Source organism: Streptomyces sp. ICC1 (assembly GCF_003287935.1).
Lineage (GTDB): Bacteria > Actinomycetota > Actinomycetes > Streptomycetales > Streptomycetaceae > Streptomyces > Streptomyces tritrimontium.
This window is the reverse complement of sequence record NZ_CP030287.1, coordinates 4,312,358-4,329,240: the sequence shown is the minus strand read 5'-3', so window position 1 is coordinate 4,329,240 and position 16,883 is coordinate 4,312,358. Positions and strand designations below refer to the sequence as shown.

The following is a 16,883-nucleotide window of genomic DNA, read 5'->3' as shown; positions in this document are numbered from 1 at the left end:
CGAATGACCACGCGTACCCCGCTGATGGCGGGCAACTGGAAGATGAACCTCAACCACCTCGAGGCCATCGCCCACACCCAGAAGCTCGCCTTCGCGCTGGCGGACAAGGACTTCGACGCCGTCGAGGTCGCGGTCCTGCCGCCCTTCACCGACCTGCGCTCCGTCCAGACCCTGGTCGACGGCGACAAGCTGAAGATCAAGTACGGCGCCCAGGACATCTCGGCGCACGAGTCCGGTGCCTACACCGGTGAGATCTCCGGCCTGATGCTGTCGAAGCTGAGTTGCGCCTACGTGGCCGTCGGCCACAGCGAGCGCCGCCAGTACCACGGCGAGAGCGACGAGATCTGCAACGCCAAGGTCAAGGCCGCCTACAAGCACGGGATCACGCCGATCCTGTGCGTCGGCGAGGGCCTGGACGTCCGCAAGGCCGGCCAGCAGGTCCAGTACACGCTGAAGCAGCTCGACGGCGGCCTCAAGGACGTCCCGGCCGAGCAGGTCGAGTCCATCGTGATCGCGTACGAGCCCGTCTGGGCGATCGGGACCGGCGAGGTCGCCACCCCCGACGACGCGCAGGAGGTGTGCGGCGCCATCCGTGCGCGCCTCGCGGAGCTGTACTCGCAGGAGCTGGCCGACAAGGTCCGCATCCAGTACGGCGGCTCGGTCAAGTCCGGCAACATCGCCGCGATCATGGCCCAGCCCGATGTCGACGGCGCCCTGATCGGCGGCGCGGCGCTGGACGCGGACGAGTTCGTGAAGATCGTCCGCTTCCGCGACCAGTGAGCAACGCCGTGAGTATGCGGTAGGGCGGATCCGTCGTACCCTTGCGGGGGCCAGCAGGCTGCACCACGAGCCGCTGGCCCCCGCGCTCGTTTCGCAATGCGGGAAAGCCCCCAGAAAGCCAGAAAGTAGGAATCAGCCGTGATTATGGGGTTCTCGATCGCCCTGGTCGTCTTCAGCGCCCTGCTGATGCTGCTCGTGCTGATGCACAAGGGCAAGGGCGGCGGTCTTTCCGACATGTTCGGCGGCGGTATGCAGTCGTCGGTCGGCGGCTCCTCGGTCGCGGAGCGCAACCTGGACCGCATCACCGTGGTCATCGGTCTGCTGTGGTTCGCGTGCATCGTCGCGCTCGGCCTGCTCATGAAGTCCAGCGTCAGCTGAAGCGTTCTGGCCATTCCGGCAGTCCGGTCGGCTCTCCCCGGCCTATCATGAGGTCCGGCGTCCACGTCTGGAATGGGTAACTCCGTTCACTGGACGCGCGTTGGGCCTTACGTAGACTTGGGCGCCCGCGACGGAATCAACTCACGTTTCGCGGCACCATCACGCAGGGAGTTACGACCGTGGCAAGTGGCAACGCGATTCGTGGCAGTCGGGTCGGAGCGGGGCCGATGGGTGAGGCCGAGCGCGGTGAGTCCGCGCCCCGCCTGCGCATCTCCTTCTGGTGCTCGAACGGGCACGAGACGCAGCCGAGCTTCGCCAGCGACGCGACCGTGCCGGACACCTGGGACTGCCCGCGCTGCGGGTTCCCGGCCGGCCAGGACCGGGACAATCCGCCTGCGCCGCCGCGCACGGAACCGTACAAGACGCACCTGGCGTACGTGCGGGAGCGGCGCACCGACGCCGACGGCGAGGCGATCCTCGCCGAGGCGCTCGCCAAACTGCGCGGCGAGATCTGACGCGCCCCGGACAACGACCGGCATGACTTCGGGCCCGGCCCGCAGGAGGCTTCTTCTCCTGCGGGCCGGGCCGCTTTGTGTCGGTTGCGCCGCTTCCCATCCCTTAGGTTGGAGAACGGCGGGGCACGACAGGACGGAAGAAGTGGGTTGATGTCCGAGATGAACGCAGACAGCCGCACGAAGCTCAACCGGACCCCCGAGTGGCTCGCACTCGGAAAGCACCGGGAAGAGCTGGGACAGACGCATCTGCGGGAGCTGTTCGAGGAGAATCCGGGCCGGGGCACCGGCTACACCCTGCGGGTCGCAGACCTGCACATCGACTACGCGAAGCACCTCGTGACCGACGAGACGCTGACGCTGCTGCGCGAACTGGCCGCGGCGACCGGCGTGGCCGAACTGCGCGAGGCCATGTTCCGCGGCGAGAAGATCAACACGACCGAGGACCGGGCGGTCCTGCACACCGCGCTGCGCGCCCCCAAGGACGCGGTCGTCGAGGTGGACGGCGAGGACGTCGTGCCCGCCGTCCACGCGGTCCTCGACAAGATGGCCGCCTTCGCCGACCGGGTCCGGTCGGGGGAGTGGACCGGGTTCACCGGCAAGCGCATCGAGAACGTCGTCAACATCGGCATCGGCGGCTCCGACCTCGGTCCGGCGATGGCGTACGAGGCGCTGCGCGCCTTCACCGACCGCGGCCTGACCCTGCGCTTCGTGTCCAACGTGGACGGGGCCGACCTGCACGAGGCCGTGCGCGACCTGGACCCGGAGCAGACGCTCTTCATCATCGCGTCGAAGACCTTCACCACCATCGAGACCATCACCAACGCCACCTCGGCGCGCCAGTGGCTGCTCGCGGGCGTCGGCGGCGACCAGGCGGCCGTGGCGCGGCACTTCGTGGCGCTGTCGACCAACGCCGAGAAGGTCACCGAGTTCGGCATCGATCCGGCCAACATGTTCGAGTTCTGGGACTGGGTCGGCGGACGGTACTCCTTCGACTCCGCCATCGGCCTCTCGCTGATGGTCGCGATCGGCCCGGCCGCCTTCCGGGAGCTGCTGGACGGCTTCCACACCATGGACGAGCACTTCCGCACGGCGCCCCCCGAGGAGAACGCGCCGCTGCTGCTGGGCCTGTTGGGGATCTGGTACGGGGCGTTCTTCGACGCGCAGTCGCACGCGGTGCTCCCCTACAGCCACTACCTGTCCCGGTTCACCGCGTACCTCCAGCAGTTGGACATGGAGTCCAACGGCAAGTCCGTCGACCGCGACGGCAACCCGGTGGAATGGCAGACCGGCCCGGTGGTGTGGGGCACGCCCGGCACCAACGGCCAGCACGCGTACTACCAGTTGATCCACCAGGGCACGCGGGTCATCCCCGCGGACTTCATCGGCTTCGCGCGGCCGGTGGGCGAACTGCCGCCGGCGCTGGCGGCCCAGCACGACCTGCTGATGGCGAACTTCTTCGCGCAGACGCAGGCGCTGGCCTTCGGCAAGACGGCCGACGAGGTCCGCGCGGAGGGCGTCGCCGAGCCGCTCGTCCCGCACAAGACCTTCGCGGGGAACCACCCGACGACGACGATCCTGGCGCAGGAGCTCACGCCGTCGGTGCTGGGCCAGCTGATCGCGCTGTACGAGCACAAGGTGTTCGTCCAGGGCGCGGTGTGGAACATCGACTCCTTCGACCAGTGGGGCGTGGAGCTCGGCAAGGTCCTGGCCAAGCGCATCGAGCCCGCGCTCGCCGCGGGCGAAGAGGTGCCCGGCCTGGACGCGTCCACGCGCGCGCTGGTGGCGACGTACCGCTCGCTGCGGGGCCGCTGACCCCATGACGCCGCAGGGCCCGCCCTCCGTGGGGAGGGCGGGCCCTGTCGCGTCGTACGGGGATCAGGAGGAGGCCGGCGGGTACATGGCCGGCGGGAGCTTCGCGGCCGCCGCCCGGTCGAGCAGCCACAGGGTGCGGGAGCGGCCGTACGCCGCCGCTGCCGGGGCCTGGACCCCGCCCGCGCCGCCCAGCGCGATCGCCACCGCGCCGGCCTTGTCCTCGCCGGCCGCCAGCAGCCAGACCTCGCGGGCCGCCCGGATCGCCGGGAGGGTGAGCGAGATGCGGGTCGGCGGCGGCTTCGGCGCGCCGTGCACGCCGACCACCGTGCGCTCGCTCTCGCGGGAGGCCGGGTGCTCCGGGAACAGCGAGGCCACGTGCGTGTCGGGGCCGACGCCCAGCATCAGGACGTCGAAGCGGGGGACCGGGCCGTGGTCCTCGGGGCCGGAGGCCTTCCGCAGCTCCGCCGCGTACGAGGCGGCCGCCGCGTCCACGTCGGCCCCGTACGGGCCGTCGGAGGCGGGCATGGCGTGTACCCGCGCGGGGTCCACCGCGACGGCGTCCAGCAGGGCCTCGCGGGCCTGTACGTGGTTGCGCTCGGGGTCGTCGGCGGGCACGTACCGCTCGTCGCCCCACCAGAGGTCGATCCGGGACCAGTCGACGGCGTCCCGGGCCGGGGCCGCGGCCAGTGCGGCGAGCAGGCCGTTGCCGTTGCGGCCGCCGGTGAGGACCACCGACGCGCTGCCGCGGGCCGCCTGCGCGTCCACGATCTTCGTGATCAGCCGGGCCGCCGCGGCCTGGGCCATCAGCTCCTTGTCCCGGTGGACGACGACCTGGGGAGTCGTCATACCCATGTGCTGCCGCCTTGTCGGTAGTGCGCGGGTGCGGGTGCGAAGACCGCTGCGCGGAGCCTTCCCGGGGCGGGGAGGGCTCCGCGCAGCGGCGTTGTCCGTGCTACTTGGCCGCGGCCTTCTTCGTCGGCTTGGCCGGGGCCGGCTTCGCGGCCGGGGCCTCGGACTCCGTCTTGGCCGGAGCCGGGGCCGGAGCCGACTTCGCGGGCGCGGCCTTGGCCGGGGCGGCCGCCTGCTCCGCCGGAGGCGTCAGCCGGGCCACGCCGAACTTCAGCGAGGCCTCGTACGTGTTGTCCGGGTCCAGCCGGCGCAGCTCCTCCGCCAGCAGCTCGGCCGTGTCGCGGCGCTTGAGCGCCACCGCGCGGTCGGGCTGTCCCGGCATGCACAGCGTGGCCAGCGCGCCGTCCGCCCGGTCCAGGACGATCTCGCCGCCCTGGGTCTCCAGGCGGACCGCCGTGAGGCCGGGACCCGCCGAGGAGGTGCGCTTGACGGGGACCTGGAGCCGGTCCGCGAGCCACATGGCCAGCAGTTCGCAGCTCGGGTTGTCGTCCTCGCCGTCCACGGTCGCCGAGGACACGGAGTGCGTCTGCTGGTCCAGCGCGGCCGCCAGCATGGAGCGCCACGGGGTGATCCGGGTCCAGGACAGGTCCGTGTCACCGGGCGCGTACGCCGCCGCCCGGCTGCCGAGGGCCTCGATCGGGTCCTCAGCGGAGTAGGTGTCCGTGATCCGGCGCTGACCGAGCGCCCCGAGCGGGTCGCCCGCCAGGTCCTGCGGAGCGCCCTCCGGCCACCAGACGACGACGGGCGCGTCCGGGAGGAGCAGGGGGAGGACCACCGACTGGGCGTGGTCGACCAGCTCGCCGTGCAGGCGGAGCACCACCGTCTCGCCGCTGCCGGAGTCCGCCCCGACGCGGATCTCCGCGTCGAGACGGGCGTCGCGGCGGCTGCGCGGCGAGCGGCTGGCCCGCTTGATGACGACGATGATCCGCGAGGGGTGCTCGTGGGAAGCGTCGCCCGCCGACTTGAGCGCGTCGTACGCGTTCTCCTCGTCGGTCACGATCACCAGCGTGAGGACCATGCCGATGGCCGGCGTGCCGAGGTCCCGGCGTGCCTGCACCATCGCGGCATTGATCTTGCTGGAGTTGGTCTCCGTGAGGTCGATCTTCATGGCCGGCGCCAGCTCCGTCCGTCTCGTGCGAGCATCTCGTCCGCCTCGACCGGTCCCCAGGTGCCCGACGGGTACTGCGCGGGCTTGCCGTGCGTGTCCCAGTACCTCTCGATCGGGTCGAGGATGTTCCAGGACAGCTCGACCTCCTGGTGGCGCGGGAAGAGGTTCGCGTCACCCAGCAGGACGTCGAGGATCAGCCGCTCGTACGCCTCGGGGCTCGACTCCGTGAAGGACTCGCCGTAGGCGAAGTCCATCGTCACGTCCCGGACCTCCATGGAGGTGCCCGGAACCTTGGAGCCGAAGCGCACCGTCACGCCCTCGTCCGGCTGGACCCGGATGACCAGGGCGTTCTGCCCCAGCTCCTCGGTCGCGCCCGACTCGAACGGGAGGTACGGGGCCCGCTTGAAGACGACGGCGATCTCGGTCACCCGGCGACCCAGGCGCTTGCCGGTCCGCAGGTAGAACGGGACGCCCGCCCAACGGCGGTTGTTGATCTCCAGGCGGATGGCCGCGTAGGTGTCGGTCTTCGACTTGGGGTCGATGCCGTCCTCTTCGAGGTACCCGACGACCTTCTCGCCGCCCTGCCAGGCCGCCGAGTACTGGCCGCGCACGGTGTGCTTGCCCAGGTCCTCGGGCAGCTCCACGGCGGTCAGCACCTTGAGCTTCTCGGCCACCAGCGCCTTGGGGTGGAAAGAGCCGGGCTCCTCCATCGCGGTCAGCGCCAGCAGCTGGAGCAGGTGGTTCTGGATGACGTCGCGGGCCGCGCCGATGCCGTCGTAGTAGCCGGCCCGGCCGCCGATGCCGATGTCCTCGGCCATGGTGATCTGCACGTGGTCGACGTACGACCGGTTCCAGATCGGCTCGAACATCGTGTTGGCGAAGCGGAGCGCCAGGATGTTCTGGACCGTCTCCTTGCCCAGGTAGTGGTCGATCCGGAAGACCTCGTTGGGCGGGAAGACGTCGTGCACGAGCTGGTTGAGCTCCTGCGCACTGGTCAGGTCGTGCCCGAACGGCTTCTCGATGACCGCGCGCCGCCAGGAGCCCTCCTTCTGGTCCGCCAGCCCGTGCTTCTTGAGCTGGGCGACGACCTTCGGGAAGAACTTCGGCGGGACGGACAGGTAGAAGGCGAAGTTGCCGCCCGTGCCCTGCGCCTTGTCCAGCTCCTCGATCGTCGACTTCAGCGTCTCGAACGCCTGGTCGTCGTCGAAGTCGCCCTGGACGAAGCGGCAGCCCTGCACCAGCTGCTGCCAGACCTCTTCACGGAAGGGCGTGCGCGCGTGCTGCTTGACCGCGTCGTGGACCTCCTGCGCGAAGTCCTCGTCCTGCCACTCGCGTCGGGCGAAGCCGATCAGCGAGAAGCCCGGCGGAAGCAGGCCGCGGTTGGCGAGGTCGTAGACGGCAGGCATCAGCTTCTTGCGCGACAGGTCACCCGTAACGCCGAAAATGACCAGGCCGGACGGCCCCGCGATGCGCGGGAGCCGCCGGTCCTGTGCGTCACGAAGCGGGTTCGCTCCGTTTACAGACAAAATGTTCAGGCCTCCGTGGGGGCGAGGCGCAGAAGCTCCGCCTCGGTCGACTTCAGCAGATCGTTCCAGGACACCGCGAACTTCTCGACGCCCTCCTCTTCGAGCAGCTGCACCACATCGTCGTACGAAATGCCCAGCTTCGCGACCGCTTCGAGCTCGCCGCGCGACTGGTCGTAGGTGCCGCGGATGGTGTCGCCGGTGACCTCGCCGTGGTCGGCGGTGGCCTCCATGGTGCCCTCCGGCATGGTGTTGACCGTGCCGGGCGCGACCAGGTCCACCACGTACAGGGTGTCCTTGTACGCCGGGTCCTTGACGCCGGTCGAGGCCCAGAGCGGGCGCTGCTTGTTGGCGTGCGCCTTGTCCAGGGCGGCCCAGCGCTCGGTGGAGAAGACCTCTTCGTAGGCCTCGTAGGCCAGACGGGCGTTGGCGAGCGCCGCCTTGCCCTTGAGGGCCTTGGCCTCGTCGGTGCCCAGCGCGTCCAGGCGCTTGTCGATCTCGGAGTCCACGCGGGACACGAAGAAGGAGGCGACCGAGTGGATCTTGGAGAGGTCCAGGCCCGCGGCCTTGGCCTTCTCCAGGCCCGCCAGGTACGCGTCCATGACCTCGCGGTAGCGCTCCAGCGAGAAGATCAGCGTCACGTTGACGCTGATGCCCTTGCCGATGACCTCGGTGATCGCCGGCAGGCCGGCCTTGGTCGCCGGGATCTTGATCAGCGTGTTCGGGCGGTCCACCAGCCAGGCCAGCTGCTTGGCCTCGGCGATGGTCGCCGGGGTGTTGTGGGCCAGACGGGGGTCGACCTCGATCGAGACGCGGCCGTCCTGGCCGTCGGTCGAGTCGTAGACCGGCCGCAGGATGTCGGCGGCGTCGCGGACGTCCGCCGTCGTGATCATGCGGATCGCCTCTTCGACGGTGACCTTGCGGGCGGCCAGGTCGGCGAGCTGCTGCTCGTACCCCTCGCCGCCGCTGATCGCCTTCTGGAAGATCGCCGGGTTGGTGGTGACACCGACCACGTGCTGCTGGTCGATGAGCTCGGCCAGGTTGCCGGACGTGATGCGCTTGCGGGACAGGTCGTCCAGCCAGATCGCGACGCCCTCGTCGGAAAGGCGCTTCAGTGCGTCTGTCATGGGAATTGCATCTCCTACTGGTCTGGGTACGGGCGTCAGCGCGCGGCGGCGGCGAGGCGCGTTTCATTGAGAGTGGCGCGTGCGGCGGCGGTCACGGCTTCGGCGGTCAGGCCGAACTCGCGGTAGAGCACGGCGCCGTCGGCCGAGGCACCGAAGTGCTCCAGCGAGACGATCCGGCCGGCGTCGCCGACGTAGCGGTGCCAGGTCAGGCCGATGCCGGCCTCGACCGCGACGCGCGCCTTGACCGACGGCGGCAGGACGCTGTCCTTGTACTCCTGGGACTGCTCCTCGAACCACTCCACGGACGGCATCGAGACGACGCGCGCCGGGACGCCCTCGGCCTGCAGCGCCTCGCGCGCGGCGACGGCGAGCTGGACCTCGGAGCCGGTGCCGATGAGGACGACCTGCGCGTCGCCCCCCTCAGCCTCGAAGAGCACGTACCCGCCCTTGGCGGCGTCCTCGTTGCGCTCGTAGGTCGGCACGCCCTGGCGGGTCAGCGCCAGGCCGTGCGGGGCGCCCTTGCCGAACACCTTGGTGTGGCGGCGCAGGATCTCGCGCCAGGCGATGGCGGTCTCGTTCGCGTCGGCCGGGCGGACCACGTTCAGGCCGGGGATGGCGCGCAGCGAGGCGACGTGCTCGACCGGCTGGTGGGTCGGGCCGTCCTCGCCGAGGCCGATGGAGTCGTGCGTCCACACGTAGGTGACCGGCACGTGCATCAGCGCGGAGAGGCGCACGGCGTTGCGCATGTAGTCGGAGAACACCAGGAAGGTGCCGCCGTAGATGCGGGTGTGGCCGTGCAGGGCGATGCCGTTCATGGCCGCGGCCATGGCGTGCTCGCGGATGCCGAAGTGGATGGTGCGGCCGTACGGGTCGGCCTCCGGCAGCGGGTTGCCCACCGGCAGGAACGAGGAGTTCTTGTCGATGGTGGTGTTGTTGGAGCCGGCCAGGTCGGCCGAGCCGCCCCACAGCTCCGGGATGACCGCGCCGAGCGCCTCGAGGACCTTGCCGGAGGCGGCGCGGGTGGCGACGCCCTTGCCGGTCTCGAAGACGGGGAGCTTGTCCTCCCAGCCCGCGGGCAGCTCGCCCGCGTTGATGCGGTCGAACTCGGCGGAGCGCTCCGGGTTGGCGGTGCGCCAGGCGGAGAACTCCTTCTCCCAGGCGGCCTTGGCCTCGCGGCCGCGGTCCCCGAGGGCGCGGGTGTGCGCGATGACCTCGTCGGAGACCTCGAAGGTCTGCTCCGGGTCGAAGCCGAGCACGCGCTTGGTGGCGGCGACCTCGTCGTTGCCGAGGGCCGAGCCGTGCGAGGCCTCGGTGCCCTGGGCGTGCGGGGCCGGCCAGGCGATGATCGAGCGAGCGGCGATGAAGGAGGGGCGCCCGGTCTCGGCCTTGGCGGCCTGGAAGGCGGCGAACAGCGCCTTCGGGTCGAGGTCGCCGTTGGCCTGCGCGGCCACGCGCTGGACGTGCCAGCCGTACGCCTCGTAGCGCTTCAGGGTGTCCTCGGAGACGGCCGTCTCCGTGTCGCCCTCGATGGAGATGTGGTTGTCGTCCCACAGGAGCACCAGGTTGCCGAGCTTCTGGTGGCCGGCCAGCGCGGACGCCTCGTGGGAGATGCCCTCCTGGAGGCAGCCGTCGCCCGCGATCGCGTAGACCATGTGGTCGAACGGCGACGCGCCTTCGGGGGCCTCGGGGTCGAACAGTCCGCGCTCGTAGCGGGCGGCCATGGCCATGCCCACCGCGTTGGCGATGCCCTGGCCCAGCGGGCCGGTGGTGGTCTCGACGCCCTTGGTGTGGCCGTACTCCGGGTGGCCGGGGGTCTTCGAGCCCCAGGTGCGGAAGGCCTTCAGGTCGTCCAGCTCGAGGCCGAACCCGCCGAGGTAGAGCTGGGTGTAGAGCGTCAGGGACGAGTGCCCCGCGGAGAGCACGAAACGGTCGCGACCGACCCACTCCGGGTCCGCCGGGTCGTGCCGCATCACCTTCTGGAAGAGGGTGTACGCGGCGGGGGCCAGGCTCATCGCCGTACCGGGGTGGCCGTTACCGACCTTCTGGACCGCATCGGCGGCCAGGATCCGGGCGGTGTCGACAGCACGCTGGTCCAGTTCGGTCCAGTCGAGCTCTGTGGTCGTCGGCTTGGTGCTCACCGTGGGTCAGGGCTCCTCTCCACATGTCTGGTACCGGTGACAAACGGTGCACCGGCGCGATTCCGAGCCTACCCCTGCCACGGCGTGCAGCTATTCGAGTACCCGCAGTCGGGTTGTGACGTCTGAGCGCCGATCGGACCAACACGAGGCGACCCCCGCGCGGGGCGAGGTAAGGGCTACGTCTAGAGTGGCGTGGTACGCGCAAGTCTCACCGGACCCCCTTTTACCGCGGTGTCCGAGTCGGGGCTTGCTGGATTCTCTGTCAGGGGTGTGCGTGACGGCCGTCGAATCCCGTCCAGCGGGGGTGCTCGGGACCCCTCCCGTTCACCGGCCGTTCGGGGCCCGGGTCATGGCTTTCGTGGCTTTGACCAAGCCGCGGATCATCGAACTTCTGCTGATCACCACAGTGCCGGTGATGTTCCTCGCCGAGCAGGGCGTGCCGTCGCTGTGGCTGGTCCTCGCGACCTGCTTCGGCGGCTATCTGTCCGCGGGCGGCGCCAACGCGCTGAACATGTACATCGACCGCGACATCGACGCGCTCATGGACCGGACCTCGCAACGCCCCCTGGTGACCGGCATGGTCAGCCCGCGGGAGTGCCTGGTGTTCGGCATCTCCCTGGGCGTGCTCTCCACACTGTTCTTCGGCCTGCTGATCAACTGGCTGTCGGCCGCGCTCGCGCTCGGCGCGCTCCTCTTCTACGTCGTGGTCTACACGATGCTGCTGAAGCGGCGCACCTCCCAGAACATCGTCTGGGGCGGCATCGCGGGCTGCATGCCGGTGCTCATCGGCTGGTCGGCCGTCAAGAACGAGGTCTCCTGGGCAGCGGTCATCCTCTTCCTCGTCATCTTCTTCTGGACGCCGCCGCACTACTGGCCGCTGTCGATGAAGGTCAAGGACGACTACGCGCGCGTCGGCGTGCCGATGCTGCCGGTCGTGGCGGGCAACAAGGCCGTGGCCAAGCAGATCGTCATCTACAGCTGGGTGATGGTGGCGGTCTCGCTGCTGCTGACCCCGCTGGGGTACACCGGCTGGTTCTACACGGCCGTCGCCCTGGTGGCCGGCGGCTGGTGGCTGTGGGAGGCGCACGCGCTCAACGCGCGGGCCAAGTCGGGCCTGACGGGCGCGAAGCTCAAGGAGATGCGGCTGTTCCACTGGTCGATCACCTACGTGTCGCTCCTCTTCGTCGCCGTCGCCGTGGATCCCTTCCTCCGCTGACGCTTCCTCCGCTCGTTACCGGCCGGTAGCATGCCTGCCATGGCAGAAACCGAGGAGACCGTGAACACGGCGGACAAGAAGCAGGACCGCAGGGCCGCCCGGCTGGCCAAGCAGATCGGCGCGTTCGCCAAGCAGCACGGCGGCGCCGAAGGCCAGCTCGCGCACATCGGCCAGGCCGGCACCCGGATCGTGCTCGTGGGCACGGACGGCGGCTGGGGAGACCTGGTGGCCCCGACGTACGACACCGCGCGGCTCGCGGCCGAGAAGGCCGGGCTGACCCTCCACGACGAGTTCGACGGAGAGTTCGCCGCGCGCGTGAAGACGGGGCCGTACGAGTGGACCCGCATGGCCGGCATGCAGCTCGGCGGAACCGCGAACCCGGCGGCCTGAGCGCGGCCGGCGCGGCGGCGCCGCCGGTCGGTCACACGGGCTGCAACCCGGTCCGCAACCCGGGCCGTCACCCGGCCGTCACCCTCTCGGTCAACAGCGCGAGCAACACCTCATACCCCGCTCACCCGTTAGGACGTGTGGAAGCCCCTTCCTCACGTCCGCAACGGGATGCCCGGATGATCGAAACGCCGCCCCTGGTGGACCAGTACTGCCAGGGAGTGCTCCGCACGGAGCTGGGCCTCGCCACCTTCGAGGCCCAGCTGATCCACTCGGCCGGCCCGCCCGCGGCCGGCACCACCTTCTTCGACACCCAGACCGGCTTCGCGCTGCGCCGCTGGTGTCCGCCGCTGCTCGGGCTGGAACCGCACTGCGCCCCCGCCCGCTACCTCGCCCGGCGGCGCGAGCTGGGTGCCGCCGAATCGGCCCGCAGGCTGCTGCGCGGCTCCGGGGTGGCCGCCCGGCTCGTCGACACCGGGGTGCCCGGGGACCTCACCGGGCCCAAGGAACTGGCCCTGGCCGGCGACGCCGAGGCCTTCGAGCTGGTGCGCCTCGAGCTGCTGGCCGAGCAGGCCGCCGACACCTCCGGGTCCGCCGCCGTCTTCCTGGCCAACCTCGCCGAGGCCGTCCACCACGCCGCCACCGGGGCCGTGGCCTTCACCTGCGGCCCCGGGCCGGGCTACGCGGACGCCGTCGCCGGCGCGCCCGAGCCGCCCGGTCCGGGCGAGGTGCACGGGGCGGCCGGGCGGTGGCTGGCCGGGCGCCCCGTGCACCTCGCCGGTCGGCGGGGTGGACGTGCCGCCCGTCGGGCGGAGCACGGAGACGTAGTCGACCACCATCGGGTGCCCGGGCTGGGTCCCCGCGTCGGGCCCGCCGCCGAAGGCCGCCGGGAACTCCCCGCCCATGGCCACGTTCAGGATGATGAAGTAGCCGTGGTTCGTGGCGTTCGTCCAGGTCACGGCGTCCATCTGGTCGGCCCGCACGGTGTGGAAGTTGAACCCGTCGAGGTAGAAGCGCATCTCCTCCACGGGGGTGGACCGGTCCCACTCCAGCGCGTAGGTGTGGAAGCCGCCCTGGCAGGTGGTGCCGGTGCACACGTGCTGGCCGCCGATGCCCGACTTCTCGTTGCACGGGCCGCCGGGGCTCGTGCCGCAGTGCATCGTGGCCCACTCGTTGTTGATGCCCTGGACGTTCTCCAGGATGTCGAGCTCGCCGACGCCCGGCCAGTTCCACCAGTTGCCCCGGTAGGGAGCCCCGAGCATCCAGAACGCGGGCCAGTACCCCTTGGCCGCCGGGCCCGTGACGTTCGGCATCTGGATACGGGCCTCCGTGCGCAGCTTGCCGCCCGCCGGGGCCTGGAAGTCGGAGCGCCTGGTCTCGACGCGCCCCGAGGTCCAGTTGCCGGCGGCGTCCCTGCGCGGGGTGATGCGCAGGTTGCCGGAGCCGTCGAGGGAGACGTTGTCGGCGTTCGCGGTCATCGTCTCGACCTCGCCGGTGCCGAAGCCCGCCGGGCCACCGGGGTAGCTGGTCCCGGTGGTGTACTGCCAGTCGGCGGTGTTGACGCCCGAGCCCGAGGGCCCGTTGAAATCGTCCAGGAAGACCTGGGACCAGCCGGCCGGGACCGGCGGGGCGGCGGCGACGGCGTTGGCGGGCAGGGTGACGACCGCGGCGGCCGCGGCCGCCACCGCCATGGTGCTCAGTGCGGCGATGACGGCCCGTCGGACCGGCCTGCGGATCGATCGCCCGGCCGGTCGACGGGTCGGGCGACGGTCCGGTCGTCGTTCTCTGCCTGGTGTCAGACGCATGGGTGCCCTCTCCGAGGGGGTGGGGGGAGTTCGGGAAGAGGCTTTGAGAGCGCTCTCAAAGCCTGCCGGTCGTCACTGTGCTCCCCGCTCAGGGGGGCGTCAAGGGACGGCGCGGGAATCGTGCGGAGCCCCGGCTCGTCTATCCACCCGCGGGGGCGTGCGGCAAGCCTGATTACGGCCGTTCATGCAACTGTCGCCAACTCGACTGGCCCTCTTGTGAGTTGGAGCCCAGCTCTTAACAATGTGCATGACAACCGAAGGATCTTCGGTCGCATTGTCACCAGAGGGGAACCCCCACATGAACCCCCGTATGAACCCCCACATGAACAAGCCTCTCGCCGGCGCCGTCTTCGCCCTGCTCCTCACCGGAGCGGCGGCGGCCCCGGCCGTGGCCCAGGCACCAAGGGACACGGCCGCGCGGGCCGTGGCGGTCAACTTCGCCGGCACGGTAGCGCTCAGCAACTGCTCCGGCTCCGTCGTCCGCGTGCCGGGCTCGCTGCCGAACGACCCCGCGCTCGTCCTGTCCAACGGCCACTGTCTGGAGTCCGGCATGCCGGCGGCCGGACAGGTCATCAAGGACAAGGCCTCCAGCCGCTCCTTCTCGCTGCTGAACGCCTCGGGGAGCAAGGTCGCCACGCTGCGCGCGAGCAAGATCTCGTACGCGACGATGACCGACACGGACATCTCGATCTACCAGCTGACCAAGACGTACGCGCAGATCAGCAGCCAGTACGGGATCAACGCCCTGACCCTGAACGACGCCCACCCGGTCCAGGGCACCGCCATCAAGGTGGTGTCCGGCTACTGGAAGCGCACCTACAGCTGCAACGTCGACGGGTTCTCCTACCTCCTCAAGGAGGGGGAGTGGACCTGGAAGGACTCCCTGCGCTACACCCCGTCCTGCAACACCATCGGAGGCACCTCCGGCTCGCCCGTGATCGACACGGTGACGGGCAAGGTCGTCGCCGTCAACAACACGGGCAACGAGGACGGCGGCCGCTGCACGCTGAACAACCCGTGCGAGGTGGACCAGAGCGGCGCCGTGACGGTCCGTCAGGGCATCAACTACGCGCAGCAGACCTACACCATCGTCCCCTGCGTGGGCCCCGGCAACAAGATCGACCTGGCCCGCCCCGGCTGCACCCTGCCGAAGCCGTAGCGCGACGCGTCGGGGCCCGCCCGGAGATCCGGACGGGCCCCGACGGTACGGCGGGTCAGTGCTTGGGCACCACGATGACGACGGTGCTGCACACCTTGTCGGCGAAGGTCTGCTTCTTGGCGTCCCACAGCGGCCACAGGAAGCCGAGGTAGCAGGCGAAGCTGTCCAGGAAGTGCGCCAGCTTGCGGACGAAGGCCATGCCGAAGCCGAGGGTGTTGCCGTCCATCTCGCGGCGCAGGCTGATCCCGACGACCTTCTTGCCGATCGTCTGGCCGGTCGAGCCTTCCTTGTAGATCTGGAAGATGCCCATGCCGAGCGCGTAGAGCGTGGCGACCAGGCTGAAGATCGCGACGCCGGCCGAAGGCTCGCTGTCGCCGGCGGTGAAGACGCTCAGGAGGACCGTCGGGCCGAAGATGATCAGCATGTCGAGGAGGTGCGCGCCGAGGCGCAGGCCCCAGTGGGCCAGCGGCGGCATTCCGGCGCCCGGCATGCCCGGAGCCCCGGCCGGCGGGTACGCGCCGTACGGCTGCTGCGGGGGCATGCCCATCGGCGGCTGCTGGGGGTAGCCGTACTGCGGGGACGCGTCCGGCGCCTGCTGCGGGTAGCCGTACTGCGGGGGCACGCCCTGAGGCGCCTGCTGCGGGTAGCCGGGCTGACCCTGCGGGGGCTGCTGCTGGCCGTAGGGGTTGTTCGGGTCGCCGAAGCTCATGGCGAAGTCTCTCCAGGGGTGTGACGGGGACGGGCGGCCCGCGCGGAGGACATCATGACGTGAGCGGTTTTGCCCCCTGCGCATCCGCGAACTTGCGGCCCCATGGTGTTAGTAACATCGACCACTTGTCCAATCCAATGTCCCACCGTCCGACCGTGCGGCGGGGCTTGCTCCCCAGGTGGCACGGGCGGACGGGCGGGCCGGCGTGGCCGGTCACCGGCTCGGCATGCCCCCGTGGGGGCTGTTGACCACCAGGGGAAGCGACTCCGCGGCGAGGTAGGGGTGGTCCGGGTGGTACTCCATGTGCTGGTGACCGCCGTCGTCCATCGACGCCGTCGAGCGCAGTTCCCCGGCGAGCGCGCCCAACCCCGGCCGGTCGCCCTCGATCAGCAGGGCCCCGCGCTCCGGGTCGACTCCGATGCGGCCCCCCGGCCCGCTGCCCGTCAGCACCTCGACCGAAGCCAGTTCGATGCCGCCGAACCTCGGTCCGGCCGAAGGCGTGGTCGCCGCACTGCAGCACGGAGTCCCGGACCCTGACAACGGGTCCGGGACTCCCGGGGCCACTTCGCTGACCGTCTCTTCAACGAGCGGTGACCCAGGGGGTCACCGGTTCGCGGCCTCGCTACTTCGGCATCAGGACGGTGTCCACGATGTACACGGTCGCGTTCGCGGTCGGGACGTTGCCGCAGACCACGCTCGACGTGCCGTTGACCTTGTAGCTCTCGCCCGAGCCAGCGGTGGTCAGCTTCCCGGTCTCCAGCGTGGTGAAGGAGCCGTTCTCCAGCTGCTTCGGGGTCAGCTTCTCGCCGACCACGTGGTAGGTGAGGATCTTGGTCAGCGTGGCCTTGTCGGCGAGCACCTTGTCGAGGTCGGCCTTCGGGATCTTGGCGAAGGCGGCGTTGGTCGGCGCGAACACCGTGATGTCCTTGGCGTTGTTGAGGGTGTCGACCAGACCGGCCTGCTTCACGGCGGCCACCAGGGTGGACAGCGCCGGGTTGTTGGACGCGGCGGTCGCGACCGGGTCCTTGGCCATGCCGTCGAAGCTGCCCGCGCCCTGCGCCGGGACACCGGCGCACGCCGGGCCGAAGGGGCCGTCTGCCGTCATCGACCCGGAGGCGTCCGACGCGGGGGAGGAAGCGGCCGTGCTCGCGTCGGCGGCCGGACCGGCGGCGGTGTCCTTGCCGGAGTCGGAGTCGGAGCAGGCGGCCAGCGCGAAGGGGAGTACGGCGGCCGTGGCGACGGCGAGGGCGGTACGGCGGAAACGGAGGGTGTTCATGGTGTTCTCCAGGGAATGCGTGGGTGAAGCTCGGAAAGGAA

At 70.5% G+C, this 16,883-nt stretch carries 16 protein-coding genes; 7 read left to right on the top strand and 9 right to left on the bottom strand.

Features of this window, described 5'->3' with window-relative positions:
- Positions 1-3: 3 nt before the first annotated feature.
- The 4 genes from tpiA to pgi all read left to right on the top strand — a co-directional run bounded on the left by tpiA (position 4) and on the right by pgi (position 3,485).
- Entirely contained in the window at positions 4-780 is a 777-nt protein-coding gene (tpiA, locus tag DRB96_RS20410; RefSeq protein WP_112449746.1) for a triose-phosphate isomerase, read from the top strand.
- Positions 781-924: 144 nt separating this feature from the next.
- Entirely contained in the window at positions 925-1,158 is a 234-nt protein-coding gene (gene secG / locus DRB96_RS20405) for a preprotein translocase subunit SecG (RefSeq protein ID WP_112449745.1), read from the top strand.
- Positions 1,159-1,337: 179 nt separating this feature from the next.
- Positions 1,338-1,673 carry an RNA polymerase-binding protein RbpA gene (locus DRB96_RS20400; RefSeq protein ID WP_078950560.1) on the top strand — a complete coding sequence of 112 codons (336 nt, stop codon included), beginning with the start codon at positions 1,338-1,340 and terminating at the stop codon, positions 1,671-1,673.
- Between the two features lie 159 nt (positions 1,674-1,832).
- The gene (gene pgi, locus DRB96_RS20395) at positions 1,833-3,485 is read left to right on the top strand and encodes a glucose-6-phosphate isomerase (protein ID WP_112453590.1); all 1,653 of its coding nucleotides are present in this window, start codon (positions 1,833-1,835) and stop codon (positions 3,483-3,485) included.
- A gap of 63 nt (positions 3,486-3,548) precedes the next feature.
- On the opposite strand, the gene pgl is transcribed toward pgi, so the two are convergent.
- From pgl to tkt, 5 genes are all read right to left on the bottom strand, one after another.
- Positions 3,549-4,331 (bottom strand): 6-phosphogluconolactonase, encoded by a 783-nt coding sequence (gene pgl / locus DRB96_RS20390; protein ID WP_112449744.1) that lies wholly within the window; start codon positions 4,329-4,331, stop codon positions 3,549-3,551.
- Positions 4,332-4,437: 106 nt separating this feature from the next.
- Entirely contained in the window at positions 4,438-5,502 is a 1,065-nt protein-coding gene (gene opcA / locus DRB96_RS20385; protein WP_112449743.1) for a glucose-6-phosphate dehydrogenase assembly protein OpcA, read from the bottom strand.
- Positions 5,499-7,031 carry a glucose-6-phosphate dehydrogenase gene (gene zwf, locus DRB96_RS20380; protein ID WP_112453589.1) on the bottom strand — a complete coding sequence of 511 codons (1,533 nt, stop codon included), beginning with the start codon at positions 7,029-7,031 and terminating at the stop codon, positions 5,499-5,501. Before zwf ends, opcA begins: the two co-directional genes overlap by 4 nt.
- Positions 7,032-7,033: 2 nt before the next feature.
- Positions 7,034-8,152: a transaldolase gene (gene tal / locus DRB96_RS20375; RefSeq protein ID WP_112449742.1), complete on the bottom strand. Its 1,119-nt coding sequence runs from the start codon at positions 8,150-8,152 to the stop codon at positions 7,034-7,036.
- Positions 8,153-8,187: 35 nt separating this feature from the next.
- Positions 8,188-10,290 carry a transketolase gene (gene tkt / locus DRB96_RS20370; RefSeq protein WP_112449741.1) on the bottom strand — a complete coding sequence of 701 codons (2,103 nt, stop codon included), beginning with the start codon at positions 10,288-10,290 and terminating at the stop codon, positions 8,188-8,190.
- A 268-nt stretch (positions 10,291-10,558) separates the two neighbouring features.
- Here tkt and DRB96_RS20365 point away from each other — a divergent pair, with 268 nt between their 5' ends.
- Positions 10,559-11,506: a heme o synthase gene (locus DRB96_RS20365; protein WP_112449740.1), complete on the top strand. Its 948-nt coding sequence runs from the start codon at positions 10,559-10,561 to the stop codon at positions 11,504-11,506.
- Between the two features lie 39 nt (positions 11,507-11,545).
- Entirely contained in the window at positions 11,546-11,896 is a 351-nt protein-coding gene (locus DRB96_RS20360; RefSeq protein ID WP_204357780.1) for a hypothetical protein, read from the top strand.
- A gap of 152 nt (positions 11,897-12,048) precedes the next feature.
- On the opposite strand, the gene DRB96_RS20355 is transcribed toward DRB96_RS20360, so the two are convergent.
- Positions 12,049-13,584 (bottom strand): glycoside hydrolase family 16 protein, encoded by a 1,536-nt coding sequence (locus tag DRB96_RS20355; protein ID WP_239517747.1) that lies wholly within the window; start codon positions 13,582-13,584, stop codon positions 12,049-12,051.
- A 436-nt stretch (positions 13,585-14,020) separates the two neighbouring features.
- On the opposite strand from DRB96_RS20355, the gene DRB96_RS20350 reads away from it, so the two are divergent.
- On the top strand, positions 14,021-14,857 hold the full coding sequence (locus tag DRB96_RS20350; RefSeq protein WP_112453588.1) for a trypsin-like peptidase domain-containing protein: 837 nt from the start codon (positions 14,021-14,023) through the stop codon (positions 14,855-14,857).
- 55 nt (positions 14,858-14,912) lie between these two features.
- On the opposite strand, the gene DRB96_RS20345 is transcribed toward DRB96_RS20350, so the two are convergent.
- The 3 genes from DRB96_RS20345 to DRB96_RS20335 form a co-directional block, all read right to left on the bottom strand.
- The gene (locus DRB96_RS20345; RefSeq protein ID WP_112449737.1) at positions 14,913-15,566 is read right to left on the bottom strand and encodes an RDD family protein; all 654 of its coding nucleotides are present in this window, start codon (positions 15,564-15,566) and stop codon (positions 14,913-14,915) included.
- Between the two features lie 213 nt (positions 15,567-15,779).
- Entirely contained in the window at positions 15,780-16,106 is a 327-nt protein-coding gene (locus tag DRB96_RS20340) for a hypothetical protein (protein ID WP_162688645.1), read from the bottom strand.
- Between the two features lie 82 nt (positions 16,107-16,188).
- Positions 16,189-16,842 carry a fasciclin domain-containing protein gene (locus tag DRB96_RS20335; protein ID WP_112449735.1) on the bottom strand — a complete coding sequence of 218 codons (654 nt, stop codon included), beginning with the start codon at positions 16,840-16,842 and terminating at the stop codon, positions 16,189-16,191.
- Between the last annotated feature and the right edge of the window lie 41 nt (positions 16,843-16,883).

Coding starts and splice junctions, on each gene's coding strand:
- secG (WP_112449745.1), top strand. CDS start 925: ATGGGGTTCTCGATCGCCCTGGTCGTCTTCAGCGCCCTGCTGATGCTG.
- tpiA (WP_112449746.1), top strand. CDS start 4: ATGACCACGCGTACCCCGCTGATGGCGGGCAACTGGAAGATGAACCTC.
- DRB96_RS20355 (WP_239517747.1), bottom strand. CDS start 13,584: ATGGCGGTGGCGGCCGCGGCCGCCGCGGTCGTCACCCTGCCCGCCAAC.
- DRB96_RS20360 (WP_204357780.1), top strand. CDS start 11,546: ATGGCAGAAACCGAGGAGACCGTGAACACGGCGGACAAGAAGCAGGAC.
- DRB96_RS20335 (WP_112449735.1), bottom strand. CDS start 16,842: ATGAACACCCTCCGTTTCCGCCGTACCGCCCTCGCCGTCGCCACGGCC.
- opcA (WP_112449743.1), bottom strand. CDS start 5,502: ATGAAGATCGACCTCACGGAGACCAACTCCAGCAAGATCAATGCCGCG.
- tal (WP_112449742.1), bottom strand. CDS start 8,152: ATGACAGACGCACTGAAGCGCCTTTCCGACGAGGGCGTCGCGATCTGG.
- DRB96_RS20345 (WP_112449737.1), bottom strand. CDS start 15,566: ATGAGCTTCGGCGACCCGAACAACCCCTACGGCCAGCAGCAGCCCCCG.
- DRB96_RS20350 (WP_112453588.1), top strand. CDS start 14,021: ATGAACAAGCCTCTCGCCGGCGCCGTCTTCGCCCTGCTCCTCACCGGA.
- pgl (WP_112449744.1), bottom strand. CDS start 4,331: ATGACGACTCCCCAGGTCGTCGTCCACCGGGACAAGGAGCTGATGGCC.
- pgi (WP_112453590.1), top strand. CDS start 1,833: ATGAACGCAGACAGCCGCACGAAGCTCAACCGGACCCCCGAGTGGCTC.